This window comes from Halomicrobium sp. HArcel3 (genome assembly GCF_058933135.1).
Window position 1 is genome coordinate 924065 of the sequence record NZ_JBZYDN010000001.1, and the last position, 12969, is coordinate 937033.

The 12969-nt window shown below is 60.9% G+C and carries 16 protein-coding genes and 1 tRNA gene; 14 read left to right on the forward strand and 3 right to left on the reverse strand.

Translation table 11 applies throughout. The annotated features are described in order from the left end of the window. The first annotated feature begins 128 nt into the window (after positions 1–128). The 5 genes from AC5FRV_RS04685 (at position 129) to AC5FRV_RS04705 (ending at position 4106) form a co-directional block, all read left to right on the forward strand. Positions 129–1058, forward strand: coding sequence for a DUF5794 domain-containing protein (locus AC5FRV_RS04685; RefSeq protein WP_493559934.1), 930 nt, complete (start codon positions 129–131; stop codon positions 1056–1058). 39 nt (positions 1059–1097) lie between these two features. After that, positions 1098–1325, forward strand: a complete 228-nt coding sequence (locus tag AC5FRV_RS04690) for a DUF5795 family protein (protein ID WP_493559935.1) — start codon at positions 1098–1100, stop codon at positions 1323–1325. Between the two features lie 40 nt (positions 1326–1365). Further along, positions 1366–1544 (forward strand) — tRNA-Trp (locus AC5FRV_RS04695). Positions 1545–1828: 284 nt separating this feature from the next. Next, a complete protein-coding gene (locus tag AC5FRV_RS04700) occupies positions 1829–2032 on the forward strand; it encodes a hypothetical protein (protein ID WP_493559936.1) in 204 nt (67 codons plus the stop codon). A gap of 223 nt (positions 2033–2255) precedes the next feature. Continuing rightward, complete coding sequence (locus AC5FRV_RS04705) at positions 2256–4106, forward strand: hypothetical protein (RefSeq protein ID WP_493559937.1); 1851 nt, start codon at positions 2256–2258, stop codon at positions 4104–4106. 8 nt (positions 4107–4114) lie between these two features. Here AC5FRV_RS04705 and AC5FRV_RS04710 read toward each other — a convergent pair whose 3' ends face one another. Continuing rightward, positions 4115–4675 (reverse strand): hypothetical protein, encoded by a 561-nt coding sequence (locus tag AC5FRV_RS04710; protein WP_493559938.1) that lies wholly within the window; start codon positions 4673–4675, stop codon positions 4115–4117. Positions 4676–4867: 192 nt separating this feature from the next. On the opposite strand from AC5FRV_RS04710, the gene AC5FRV_RS04715 reads away from it, so the two are divergent. Genes AC5FRV_RS04715 through AC5FRV_RS04745 form a run of 7 tightly spaced genes read left to right on the forward strand, consistent with a single transcriptional unit; the run spans position 4868 to position 10084 of the window. Further along, positions 4868–5266 carry a hypothetical protein gene (locus AC5FRV_RS04715; RefSeq protein ID WP_493559939.1) on the forward strand — a complete coding sequence of 133 codons (399 nt, stop codon included), beginning with the start codon at positions 4868–4870 and terminating at the stop codon, positions 5264–5266. Then, complete coding sequence (locus AC5FRV_RS04720; protein WP_493559940.1) at positions 5266–5643, forward strand: DUF8023 family protein; 378 nt, start codon at positions 5266–5268, stop codon at positions 5641–5643. Before AC5FRV_RS04715 ends, AC5FRV_RS04720 begins: the two co-directional genes overlap by 1 nt. Before the next feature lie 3 nt (positions 5644–5646). Further along, positions 5647–5928, forward strand: a complete 282-nt coding sequence (locus AC5FRV_RS04725) for a hypothetical protein (protein WP_493559941.1) — start codon at positions 5647–5649, stop codon at positions 5926–5928. Further along, positions 5906–7714: an Env/VP5 family phage fusion protein gene (locus AC5FRV_RS04730; protein WP_493559942.1), complete on the forward strand. Its 1809-nt coding sequence runs from the start codon at positions 5906–5908 to the stop codon at positions 7712–7714. Before AC5FRV_RS04725 ends, AC5FRV_RS04730 begins: the two co-directional genes overlap by 23 nt. Positions 7715–7748: 34 nt before the next feature. Then, complete coding sequence (locus AC5FRV_RS04735) at positions 7749–8309, forward strand: DUF8063 family protein (protein ID WP_493559943.1); 561 nt, start codon at positions 7749–7751, stop codon at positions 8307–8309. Between the two features lie 52 nt (positions 8310–8361). Then, complete coding sequence (locus tag AC5FRV_RS04740; protein ID WP_493559944.1) at positions 8362–9147, forward strand: hypothetical protein; 786 nt, start codon at positions 8362–8364, stop codon at positions 9145–9147. Then, the gene (locus AC5FRV_RS04745) at positions 9140–10084 is read left to right on the forward strand and encodes a hypothetical protein (protein WP_493559945.1); all 945 of its coding nucleotides are present in this window, start codon (positions 9140–9142) and stop codon (positions 10082–10084) included. The genes AC5FRV_RS04740 and AC5FRV_RS04745 overlap by 8 nt, the downstream gene beginning before the upstream one ends. A gap of 275 nt (positions 10085–10359) precedes the next feature. Here the strand turns inward: AC5FRV_RS04745 and AC5FRV_RS04750 are convergent, their stop codons facing one another. After that, complete coding sequence (locus AC5FRV_RS04750) at positions 10360–10824, reverse strand: hypothetical protein (RefSeq protein ID WP_493559946.1); 465 nt, start codon at positions 10822–10824, stop codon at positions 10360–10362. 118 nt (positions 10825–10942) lie between these two features. After that, positions 10943–11209, reverse strand: coding sequence for a winged helix-turn-helix domain-containing protein (locus AC5FRV_RS04755; RefSeq protein ID WP_493559947.1), 267 nt, complete (start codon positions 11207–11209; stop codon positions 10943–10945). 445 nt (positions 11210–11654) lie between these two features. Here AC5FRV_RS04755 and AC5FRV_RS04760 point away from each other — a divergent pair, with 445 nt between their 5' ends. Then, a complete protein-coding gene (locus AC5FRV_RS04760; RefSeq protein WP_493559948.1) occupies positions 11655–11780 on the forward strand; it encodes a hypothetical protein in 126 nt (41 codons plus the stop codon). Continuing rightward, positions 11777–12868 carry a tyrosine-type recombinase/integrase gene (locus AC5FRV_RS04765; RefSeq protein ID WP_493559949.1) on the forward strand — a complete coding sequence of 364 codons (1092 nt, stop codon included), beginning with the start codon at positions 11777–11779 and terminating at the stop codon, positions 12866–12868. The genes AC5FRV_RS04760 and AC5FRV_RS04765 overlap by 4 nt, the downstream gene beginning before the upstream one ends. The last annotated feature ends 101 nt before the right edge of the window (positions 12869–12969 follow it).

The following is a 12969-nucleotide window of genomic DNA, read 5'->3' on the forward strand; positions in this document are numbered from 1 at the left end:
AGACATTCCTGGTGGGCACTCGCTTTACAGCGAACTGGCGGTCGGCGTTCCCGATTCCCGACGCTCTCCTCGCGTATCGGCGTCGTCGCACCCACGGGTCCGCGGGTGAGGGCCACCGATAACGGCCGATGAGTAGCTCTCAACACCCGGTCGCCGTCGGACTCGAGCGGCGCGTCGGCGGCGCCACGCGACTCCTCGCGACGGTGATGCTGTTACCCCTGTTAGACGGCGTCTTCGCCGCCGTCGTTCTGGCAGGGGCCCTCTCCAGTGTCACCGGAATCATCGAGGTCGGTCTACTCATCTTCGGCGGGTCCGCGACGCTCGCGGTCATCCTCGCCGAGATGGACGGCGACGTCAGGGAGGTGACGAAGTCGATACTGCTGGTCGGTGCAGTGGTCGTCGCGGGCGCCGTTATCGTGGCCGCACTCGCCCCGACCATCCGGAGCGTGCTCGTCCCCGGCGTCTTCGACCGCTTCGCGGCCATCATCATCCTCGCCATCGCGGGTCGGACCGCCAGCGCTCGCATCGGGGAGATACTGCCGCGTCCGTCGATGATACTCGTCATCGGCCTCGTCGTCAGCGTCGACCTGAACGGCCTCTCCGTCGTCGTCCAGACCGACCCAGAACTCATGGTTCGCGCGGCGGCGGCCGCCAGCGTCGGCGTGGCGTTCGCACTGACTGCGGCCCTCGCCGGCCCGTGGCTCCGCAACGCCGTCGACATCGACCGATTCCGCTTCGGTAGCGCCGTCGCGCTGGGGGTCCTCCCGCTGAGTCTCTTCGGCGCCATCCCGGGGGACGCCCCCGTCGCGCTCGCGGTGCTCGGCGTGACGACGCTGCTTGCCTTCGATCCAGGCCGCGCCCGACAACGCGACGACGAGTTCGACCCCGACCGCGTCGACGTGACGGCGGCGTTCACCGACGGCGGCGCCTCGCAGGGCGTCGAACACGACGACGCCGACACCGAACCCCACCGCGCAGTCCCTTTCGGCGACGACGTCGCAAACGGTGAGAACGGCGACAGTGACGACGACGGCGACGAGCGCCTCCCCTGGCTCTGATGAGCAAGGCTTAGGAGCCTCACCCTCCCCAACTCAGGCATGGCTGACAACCGCGTCGTCCAGGGACGGATGGTCACGCCCGAGAGCCTCGCCGAGATAATCGAGGGCGAGTCCGTCATGGACGCCGAAGCGATCGAGGACGCCGAGCGGGAGTGCCCCGACTGCGGCGGCGACGTCATCAAGGTCGGCTACATGCCCAGCGTGACGGAGTTCGTTACGGGCTTCAAGTGCCAGGACTGCGACTGGGCCGACACCGACCGGGAGTAATCGTAACCCCTTTAGTGCAACTCGGCAAATGACGATTCACGGGGCTGTGGCCTAGTCCGGGAAGGCGGCTGACTCCAGAGGTCACACGCCAGGTGACGATATCCAGAGCTGATATACCGAGCGTCCGACTGATCATCGGTCGCGTTGACGACCCTCTGGAGTACCGAGGCGTGGTACGGAGATATCAGCCGATCGTGGGTTCAAATCCCTCCGGCCCCATACTCACCTTAATTTTAACTTAAGGTTACGAATATTATCCTCCTGTAGTAAATGGTCTCAGCAGCGGGTAGACTGGCCGTACCCGCCGAATGAGTTCGTCCGTGCTTCTCGCCTCGTCGAGGATGGCGCTACTGACCAGGAGGTCCGCGAAGCCGTCCGTGAGGTGGAAGACCGATGAACGTCTGTTCCGCCTGCGGATGGACGGACTCGCCGCTCAGTCTCGTTGAGGCGGGCGACGGTCTCCTCTTGCTGTGTGATACCTGCGAGAAGGTGGTGACCGCGCGATGAGCTCCGTCAAGGAGACTCGCGAGGTTCCCCTCACTCGGGAGCAGATTCTCGCCACGCTCGACCCGGACCACCCAGAGCAGCGGTGGTATCGATGCAGCTTCTGTTCTGAGGTCTGCATCAACCCAGTCGGGACGATCCCCGAGAAGTGGGATCGGTGCCTGGACTGCGCAACCGAGCGGGTCACCTCCTGGAACTTCTGACGTGGCTACACAGGACCACCCAGAAGGCCCCTCTCGGCATACCAACCTGAACAACTCTGTAACCCCTGCTGAGGCGGGTAGCTCGGGGGAATCGGAGTTCGGACTCTCCGAGCCCGAGGTCGACGTTGGGACGCTCGTAGATCTCCACGTTCGAGAGCTACCCACTTCGGCCGAAAGGGTCGCAGAGTTCCACGAGGAGTACCCCGAGCTGGCCTCGCTTCCGTTGACCGGGCGACACGGTACGTCGCTCCGGCGCGAGTACACCCACGAGCGGTGGGAAGACTGGGACAGCGAGCCCGCGCACGAGTGGGAAAACGGCGTGAGCGGGTCGCGCATTGCCGAACGGAAGCCCTACACCTGGGGCGAAGCCGTCCGCGAGACCCTGGAGAGCCACGAGGACACGCGTCGAACGACCGTCAACCTCGAACGAGGGCGACTGTCTGACCCGGAGTACGAGACCTACTCCGTCGAGGCCGAGACGCGCTGGTTCGCTTCGTACCAGCGACGGTACTACGCCCAGATGAAAGCGTGGCTCCGTGAGCTATGTGGCGGCGAAAGGCCGTCAGGCGGCGAAACTGAGCCGTACTTCGACGACCCGCATATCGCGTTGCTGACCCGTTCCGCGTCGTCCGTCCCTGACGGCGAGCGCGTCGGGCCGATCGACCACGAGACGGTCCGCTCGGACAGCTGGCGCGACTGCTACCAGACCATGCGAAACACCATGGAAAGCCTCGGTTTCGAGGGCGACCAGTGGCAGTACGACCGCCGCGCAGAGCCACACACCGGGGAACGCGGCGGTGGTATCAACCACTGCTACGGGCACGACCACATCGTGATCGTCACCGACGGCCCGCTGTCGGCCGCCGATCTCCGGCCGGTCGTCGAGAAGCACGTCGAGTCCTGCGACTGGGCGGGCGCATCCGCGCACGACCTCGACGTCGAGGACTGGGACGCGAACGCGGAAGACGTCGAGACGGTCACCGTGAAACCCGCCGACGAGGTGGAAAACCTCGCGGCGTACGTAGCGAGCTACTGCGGGATACGGCCCGTAGACCTTCACGAACGGAGTACTGAGTACGTGGCCTGGGCCTCCGCCGTGACCGCCGCGAACGTCAAAACGGTGTCCCGATCGGACTCGGCGAAGTGGGCGGCGACGGCCGACGCCTGCCGGCAGCGGGCGGAGTCGCCACACTCGGACCAGGACCGAGACCATGGCGAGTTCGTGATCCGCTCGACGAGTCGTGGCGCCGACCTGGAGTGTGCCGAGTGCAACAGTCCGCACGGCATCGACCAGAACCAAACCCTGACCGCTGCCCGGTCGCCGGATTCCGTCGCTGTAGCCGACGGTGGCGTCGTCGATCGTTGTGAGCAGCTGAAAGCGCGCTGGCCGAGCGCCCGGGAGGGCGCGACGATCGGCGAAGCTCCCCGACGGGTAGCCATGCGGCAAGCCATCGAGGACGAGCTCGACGAAAACCCGGACGCGACCGCGTACGAACTCTACCGTTCGTACCAGGGCGTCGAGGACGCCCCGGAGAAGATACGAAAGTGGTACCTCGTCCGCGACTTCCTGGAGCGCAACCCGGACGCCGACCCACCGGAGGTGATCGGCCGTCTTGGCTTGCCTCCAGGTGACGCCGAGATCGTCGAGCGCGTCGTCGAGGGCAAGGCCCCCGAGCTCCCCGAGGAGTTCCGGGAGGTCCTGGCCGAGGTCGACGCGGGGATCGACCCGTACGAGCCCGAATCGTTCGAGCGGCCGCCGTCCTGGCACGTCAAGTCCGTGACGATCGGCCAGGAGGAGTACCCCGCCAGCGCCGGTACTGGCGTCGAGATAGTGGAGACGCGGATGCCTGTGAAGCGGCTGCTCCACGAGACCAAGCTCGGTAGAGACGGGGGCGAGGGAACATATTGGAGATGCGAGAAGACCGGCGTAGCCATGTGGGGCGGTGAGTCGATGGCTCGATACCTCGTGAAACACGGTATCGAGCATCCCGCCCCCGTCGATGCTGTCGTGACAGCAGAGAGAGTCCCCGATCCGGACGGACCTGGATCGATATCTGTCATAGACGCTGATTGAGCGAGGAGTTATTGATAAATATACAAAATTGCTCCTAAAGATAAAGAAAAGACACCAAATAAGACCACAAATTGGGAGAATAATCTCTCAGAAGGAATGGGTCTTAATCTTGTAAATTCTTCCCAATTAGTTCGGTCATAGGATACAGAGCGATCTTCAGGGTCGTCCCATCGTGTAATGTTTGCCCAAACGCCCTTTTGAATTCGAAGAAGTGGCTCAATTTCGGCAGTCTCTCTATCAGATAGCTTATCTTCAATTTGTCTTCGCATTATTTGTCCAGAGCGCTGTTTTACTCGAAATAGGAACATCATATACCCAGTTGCGACGAAAATGAATCCTCCTAATATGAGTACCGACAACCAATCTACAACTTTCTCAAATCCAAGTCCTGCCAACACTACCGTCGTAGATATTAGCAAATAATACGTTTGATGTATCCTTTGTCCGAAATATCGAATTTCGTCATTGAGTTGCTCATACCCAGTTAGAAGTACTGTCAACCGGTCACCTTGGATATCTGAAAATGGTTTGCCATCTTTAGTATTGCTTTGAGGATCCCCTTTGGCCATACACTTCTCTAAGAGTCAAGGAACATATTATCTGCCACCATCTGTCAATTGCATTTTAAAAGCCATCCTGTGGCGTGATCCAATATTAGTAAAAGAATACGTCTCAATAGACGATGAAATTCGACCTATTTTCCCTATTATCTACCCCCTCCCTCCTTTTATATGCTAGTTCCAGTTCTAGCAAAAACCGCAATGCAACAGGAAATCGACATGGATTCCCTGGAGTGGGAATCCGATGACGGTCCGGACGGAGAGGAAACTGATGAAGACGACTGGATCTCCTCGGAGGAGATGCGGGAAGACGACTGGTCCATCGCGGGCGAAGTGCGCCGAATGGAGGAGGGAGTCGGAGACTACAACTCCAGGCTGTACGAGCTCGCCGTCGACCTGGGAGAGACGCGGCTGTTCTTCGGCAAGACCTCGATTGACCGCACTGTCGACCGCCTCGAAGTGAAGGAGGGCGACGTGATCGCCATCCGGAACACGGGCGAGACGTGGTCGTTCGAGAACGACGACGACGAGGAGGTCGAGGTCGCCGAGTTCGAGGTCGCGCTCGTCGACAAGGACGCCGACGACGGTGGTGAGAACTGATGGCGCGAAACCCGTCGATCGAGCAGACGTTCAAGAAGCTGAACCTCCTGACGGCCCTCGGAATCACGGCGTTCACTGTGCTGAGCCTGACGATGCTCGGAATCACGGGCGACGCGGTCACGCTGATGGAGACGTACCAGTGGCTCCCGCTGACCGGGACGCTCGCGGCGATGGTGATCGTCTTCATCTCGTCGGGCACGCGTGATCCGTCGTACTACCACCCCGTCGAAATGGTGTGGGTCGTGCTCTCTGTCGTGCTGATGGGCGCTCACGCGTTCCTCGTCGAGGTGCAAAACGCAGTGGCTTCGTTCGACCCGTGGGGCACGGTCGTCGTGTTCATCGTGCTCCTGATCGCAACCGCGATTCTCGCGAGGTGACCCATGGAGCGAGAACTTGCCGTTCACGTCTATGGGTACACCGCTGTAGCCGTTCCCCTGGCAACGGCTGACTGGACTGGCGTACTCGGTGCGCTCGCCGCGGTCCCGATCTTCGCCTGGGCCTGCTACGGCCTGTTGAAGTCTGGCCAGTCGAAGCGCGAAAAGCTCGAAGAGGAGACGGCCCGCGTCGAGGAGCTGGAAGAGAAGATCGAGCGTATCGAAGCGTCGAACACGCCGCTGGCTGCTGACGGAGGAGAAACCGATGTCGAAACCGCAACTGCATGAGACAACAGGCCCGGACGGGCCGTCGATGACGCGACGTACTGCGCTGAAAACACTCACTGCTGGCGGGACAGCTGCCGCTGTCGGTACTGGTGCTGGTCCTTCCGAGCTTGAGGCAGTCGGTGACGCTGAGGCTATCGCCTGTGGTGGCCTCTGCCTGGGCGCTGCCGCCGTCGGTGCTGGCATCGCCCTGGGTTGGGCCCTTCGAGAGTACGAGGTGATTGGTGCTGATACCGTGTCTGACGGGCTGTCCGGTAGTGCTCTGAAAGAGCACATCGACAGTACGTCCCGTAACTGGTACTCGCAGAACCAGAGCACCTTCGTCGACAATCGCAACATCATCGAGGCCGGTGTCAAAGACTCCGCCTACGCTGATGGAAAGATTGCCGCGATTCAGGCGATTAACAACGAGAAGACCCAAGCCCAAGTCGAAACTGCTGCGCTCAACAAGATCGACGCCCGTGAGGAGACGGTCATCACGAACTTCCTGAAGAGCTGGAACGAGACGGCGAATCAGGTGATGAACCTCGGGATCGCGGCTGACCAGCACGCCGACGTGAACGCGAAGTACCTGAAACCGTACTCAACGAACCTCGACTCGGTGGATTCTGCGTACTGGGACCCGGCAAACTGGTCCACCGACCACGAGGCGAACGGCGACACGACCAAGACGTACACGTTCAACAACGGAAACACGTTCACGGTCCAGAGGGTCGCCTGTGAGGTTAGTAACCTCTCGTACACCTCTGGTAGCTACTCCGGTACGACCGGCTGGTTCTGGGATCCCACGACGAGCTCCCCTGATGACAATTACGGAGACCACTACGTGATCTCCCAGGGGAACACGGTGGAGTGGGCGCACCAAACGGAGTGGAACACGATTCTCACGTCCCTGGAAACCGCGTTCCAGACCGCCCGTGACGGCCTGATCCTCTGGGTCGATAATGTCTACGGCAAGGTTCAGGCTGGCGAGCTCGACCCGAAGAACCTGCTGACCCCCTCGGAGCTGTCTGAGATGACTGCCGACCAGGAGGACTACAACCAGGCAATCGCGGACCTCATGGCGCTGAACGTCTCGGTCGACCTCGAGCGCGAGGCTGAGATTCACCTGCCGAACGACGACGTGACGCTGTACGGTTCGCTGGCGACGACCGGAGACACGACCCTGAACACGGGCACCGTGGACCCGTCGGCTAACAGTATGTCGTACTACTTCACGTATGACCTGTCCCAGGGTGACGGTACGTGGTCCAACTACCAGACTGGCGTAGACGGTGGCACGGTGACGTTCACTGCAGAACCCTGGAAGGGGACCGAGTACGCGATCGATACGTCCGCTGGCGAGACCGCGACGGTCGCGGCATCGGACTTCACCGACCAGGGAGACGGGACGTGGACCGTCGATGTGAGTGATCAGCTGGAAACAGCTATCACGAACATCGACTCGGTGATCGTCTACAGCTCCACGTCGAAGACCGAGTACAAGACGGTACAGCTGACCGAGCCATTCGAGATCGTGAAGTTCACCGACTCGCAGGGCAACGAGTACGACTCGGCAACTGTCACGTCTTCGCAACCCCACGACGATACCAACTACATCACCCAGGAGGAGTGGGACAAGCGCCAGAAGCGGTACGAGGAGCTGATCGACAAGTACGAGGAGTCGAAGGGCGGCGGAGTCGGCTTCGACCCGTCGCAGTTCTCTGCGTTCGGTATCCCTGGTATCGGCATCCTGGGCGGAGCTGCAACGCTCGCGGCCGGCTTCATCGCCTGGGCCGGAACTCGGTGAGTATCAGATGAATGTTCGCTTTTTCGCGCTGCTGATGGTCGTAGCCACAGCTGCCGCATCCGGTATCGGGACCAGCGCCGCGGTGCCGCTCCAGGTGGACGCAGGAAACGCGTCCGTTGACGTCGAGGTCGGCGACGACTCGGAGGACTCGAACGAATCGACGATTCCGGAAGAATGTACCGAGGAGGTCGACCGGGCAACGGTCATTTGCTCGTCAACGCTCGACGACGGGACCGCGGTACTCAAGCTCTGGTCGTTCCGTTCACAATCCGTCACGCTGTACGACGCTGGTGCGTTCATCGAGGGCGGCGAGGTGACGGAAGGCAACTTCCGTCTTCTCCCGGATCGCGTCAACCGCGTCAAGCTCGACGTGACAGTGACTGACGGCGGCTTTGCTGGCGTCTCCATCGGAACGCGTTACCTGACCTACGCAGAGCCCATCGAGAAGCCCAAGCCGGGCTTCCTGCCGGGTTCGCCCCAAAGCGAGGACCCGGCGATAGCGGCGCTTACGATGTTCCTGCTGTTCGGCTGTGCGTTCCCTGTGTCGTACGTGGGGCTCAAGCGGTACGCCGGAGGTGTCACCGATGAGCTCTGAGGAAACCAGCGCGGCGCCCGCGGAAGGCTCGACGACGACCGGCGCCGAAGTGATGATCAAGGCCGTCCGTAAGACGTTCCTGCTGCTGATGTTCGCCGTCGCTTGCTTCGGTCTCCTGGCCGCTGTGTACTTCGAGGTCATCACGCTCCCCGCGCGCGGCCTCGCCATCGCGTTGATGGTGAGCTGCATCGCGGCGCCGTTCGTGGTCACGTACGCGGTGCTTTGCTGCTGGTGGGCTATCCAGCGGAGCAAGATACCGCTCGTCCTGGTCGACCGCGACCAGAAGGAGTTGCATCTCAAGTACTTCTCCCCGTCGGAGTGGAACTCGTTGGAGGTCGAGGGCTCGCTCGCTGACCGGCGGACGAACTCCGGAAAGGCGTACATCGCCGAGGAGGTCGAGGTCGAGCAGCGCGAGCGCGTCGACCCGGTCACCGGCGAGACGGAGACGTACGCCCAGCGCGTGGCAACTGCGTCCTGGGAGGGCTTCATCACGCCGTTCGAGCTGATGGAGACCGTTTACGCGTTCAAGAAGGCGAAAGACGAACTCGTACCCCTGGCGCAAGAGGCGCTGGAGGCCAAAGCCGGCGCTGATATAGACGTGCTGAAGAACACTGATCGGTTCGCTGGCGGCCTCCTGGTCGGCGCTGAAGAGGATACGTTCTTCGACGACCCGGGCGACGCGTTCGACTGGGACATGTCGGGCGGCGTCGACCTGGAGGAGATGAACGAGCGCGACCGCGCCGTCGACGACGATCCCGACCGCGACGACCTGCCCGAACCCGGAAGCCGGGAGCTGCAACAGAACGGCGACGCCCCGGTGGTCGAGGCCGATGACTGAGGCTGCCCTCGCTGCGGCAGAGTGGCGAGAGGTCTCCGAGGGGCGCCTCCGTTCCGGCAACCTCCGGACCTACCCGCTCGCTCCGTTCCTCCAGGGCGACCAACTCAAACGGTACGTCTACTACAAAAACCGATACGACCAGATCCGCCAGTACGTCGGTACTGAGCGGCTTCCCTCGTCGTTCGAACAGTCCGCGTACTGTCAACAGATGGTAGCTGCTCACGGCTCGGACCTGGCTTCCCAGGCTGTCCGTGAGGGCTGGCTGCCGCTGCTGTCGTACCTCACGGGCCTGACCCATCGCGAGAGCGACTTCTCTACTGCGCAACTCCTGCAACACCTACTCGCTGACATGCGGCGCGACGGCTGGCTCTCTACGTTCGTCGGGAGTACTGACGGCGGAAAGACGAACTCGGCGCTGTTGCTTGCCGGGCTCGCCATGCGGGATGACCCGGAGATGCATCTCGCTACGAACATCGACCCCGTCGAGTGGCACGACCACGACCTCGATGACCGGACCCACACCAACGTCACCACCCGGACCGGACTCGAAGAGCTGATCGAGCAGTACGAGGACCTGTTCGTCATCCTCGACGAGATGAGCACACAGGCGAACGCTCAAACGTCGAATTATGACGTCAACGAACACCTCTACCCGCTGATTACGCACAAGAGCAAGTACGGCCTCCGGATGGTGATCATCGGTCACCGAGAGTCTGGCTACGACATCGCCCCGCCGATTCGGGAACACTCGACGTACTTCGTCCGGCAGCTCCGGGAGGAGCGAGACCGTGGCGAAGACGTCTACTCGGCTGAGTTCTACGAGAGCATCGACGACGGCGAGCTCGTCGAGGAGTCGTTCACGCTGAAACCCGTTCCCGAGGTTCAGGCGTACTACGACCCAGACGACGATAGCGCCATGTTCCAGCTGGACAAGTGACGCCGATCTCCTCTCCGACCCCGAACCCAGAACCCTTCTTCCGTTCTCTCAACTCCCATCCTGCCAGCCTGCCCGCCCGACCCCCTCAACGGGGTGAGGGCGGGCTGGCTGTCTCATAGCCCGCTGCTGTACCACCGTCGGGCCCCCGACCGAAGGGAGGGGAATCCCAATGCGGTCACGTTGCTGTAGCGACCCGGACCCAAGCCGCATAGCGCCCGCAGCGAGCGGAGCGAGCGAGGGAAGAGAGGCTGGACGGAAGCGCGTCCGTGTGCTGTCTACTCGACTCCACGGATCGCGTGAGCGATGTTCTCCAAAGAACTGTCGCTACTGTAGAAATCGATACTTGTACTCCCTGTACTTACACTGAGTTTCCATTTCGCGTAGTAAATTCCTGTTCCTACCCCCATCATGCCGACGAATGACCCGAGAATACCTATTACAATCGCTGCTACACTGAGAGTTCCGGAAAATACTCCTGAGAGTAGGAACGCAATCATCCCTACCACGCCGAATACCAATCCGAATATCATATTCGAATTGAGATAGCTTGGTTCCTCTACTGATATTCTGCTAATGCTCGGTATCCGAATGTCGGTAGTCTTCTTTCCTTCTGTGTATACCAATCGCACATCGGTACATGCTAAGGTTCCAGAACCGGCAGAATCGTAGGAATTGGGTCTCGTGGCCGACACTTGTTGAACCACGTTCTCTCTCTTCTGGACGTAATCATCTAGCCTCATCTGATATCCGAGTATCTACCAGCCCCCTTAATCCTTTTATCCGTTTCACACTTTCACTTTCACTCCGGTGTTGGCTGGCTTATTAGCCAATTACGTACCAAAAAGAAATTGGATGCAATCAGGAATCGGTTGTAGACTCAAGCTCGCTTGCGTCGAGTTCTTCATCAAGAAAGGACTCGCCCTCTTCGGTAATACGATAGAGACCTCTACCGATACGCTGCGTCAGTCCGTATTCCGTCATTCGCGAAAGGCGGGCGCTTGCGTAGTCGGCCGAGGCAATATCGAACTCACCGATAACCTGGGGCGTCAAGTTGCCCTCGTCGCGAAGTGTTTCGAGGATCACCTCGTCGACGGGCTTCATCCAGTCTGCTCGCTTTCTAACCACTATCCGAGAATTGAGGGTAACCCTAAAATCATTAGTGAATTCCTTACACTCCAAAAGACTTCCTCGAATAGTGATCGACAACTCTCGATAGAACTTATCGAATTCACCGAAGAGTATTTGTAATTGGCCAGTAAACTGCTGGTTGACTCACCCTCTGGCCTTGCAGAAAGGTCCGGCGTGCTAGGACACGCCGGGGGTGGGCCGATCCGATGCTGTAAGCGACCGATCGACCCATGCTTATCAACGACAAGCGGACTAATAAAATCGTCCGCCACGAGTCAGTTGAATCGGATTCATTTCGAGTACGTTCACCAGCCCGTCTCCGGTGCCCAGATTGCGGACACGAGCGGCCGTGTAATTCCCATCCCGCTGCTGCGTCAGCCCAGCGGAATCTCCCCTGCCCTAATTGCAACCGAATGATGGCCGTCTCGGGAGGTGGCAACTGATGGGCCACCAGTGCGGGACCTGCGGCTCCTTCGTCGAGTACGTCGGGATGGTCCGCGGCTACCTCGCGTGGCGGTGCAATCGCTGTGAACGAAACCTCGAATACACGGAGGTCGAGTTCGAATGACTGGGTCTCCTCGCGGCCCGCCAGCTGGTGATTCTCCGGACCTCGAGATCCCGGAGTCGATCGACCTGTTCATCTCGCGCAACCGTCCCGACTGGAAGGGCGCGACGGCGAGGACCTACCGGAAGTCCCTGGACACGTTCGAACGGTACGCCGACGAAGCCGACCTGGTGAACATTTCCGAACTGGAGATGTGGCAGGTCGGCAAGTACACCGACTGGCTGCTCCAGCAGGATTACGCGCGCGTCACGGTCCAGAGCAAACAGAAACAGGCCCGTCGGTGGCTGAAGTGGCTGGAGTCGCAGGGATACATCCCGGTCGGGACGCACCTCGCCATCGAGCCGCTGAAGCTCGACGACAAGGACCAGACGAGTTCCGATACGCTCCAGCCTGAAGACCTCCGTGACTTCCTGGAGTTCTATCGGGATGCCGTCGCGTGGCACGGAAAGAGACGTCACGCGCTGTTGGAAGTGATCGGCCACACCGGCGCGCGTCGATCGTGCATCCGCGCGCTCGACCTCGGCGACTACGACCCCGATGAGCGCACACTGAAATTCATGAACCGGCCGGAGACGGGAACTCGTCTCAAACGCGGCGATATGCACCAGCGGAAGGTGATCCTCTCGGAGAAACCGAACAAGGCGCTCCACGAGTACGTCGAGCGGGAACGCCACGACGTTCATGACGACCACGGCCGCCGTCCGCTGTTCGCGAGCCGGCGCGGACGCCCAGCGAAGAGTACGATCACGAGCTGGGTGTATCAGCTGACGCTCCCCTGTGTAATGCGGGAGTGTCCGCACAGTCGGCAGCGCCGAAACTGTGAGTGGACGCAACAAACGAAATCCTGCCAGTGCCCGTCGTCGAGCTCGCCCCACCCGGCTCGACGTGGGAGCATCACGTGGCAGCTGAACATCGGTCGCTCGATCGGCGACGTTGCCGACCGCGCGGCAACTACCCCCGACGTGATTCGCCGGTACTACGACCGGCCCGATCTCGACGATGACCTCCGGAGACGCATCACCGACTTCGATGGTATCGACATTTGCGAACACACCGATCCGACGGATCTCGACGTGGAGGTGAATTCATGAATTCAAACGATACAGACCCTGCAGTCCCGTTTCGTCGGGACGGTCCCCTCCGGCCCCACTCTTTCAGCGAATCAAATCCACGAGCACCGCCTAGCGTGTGC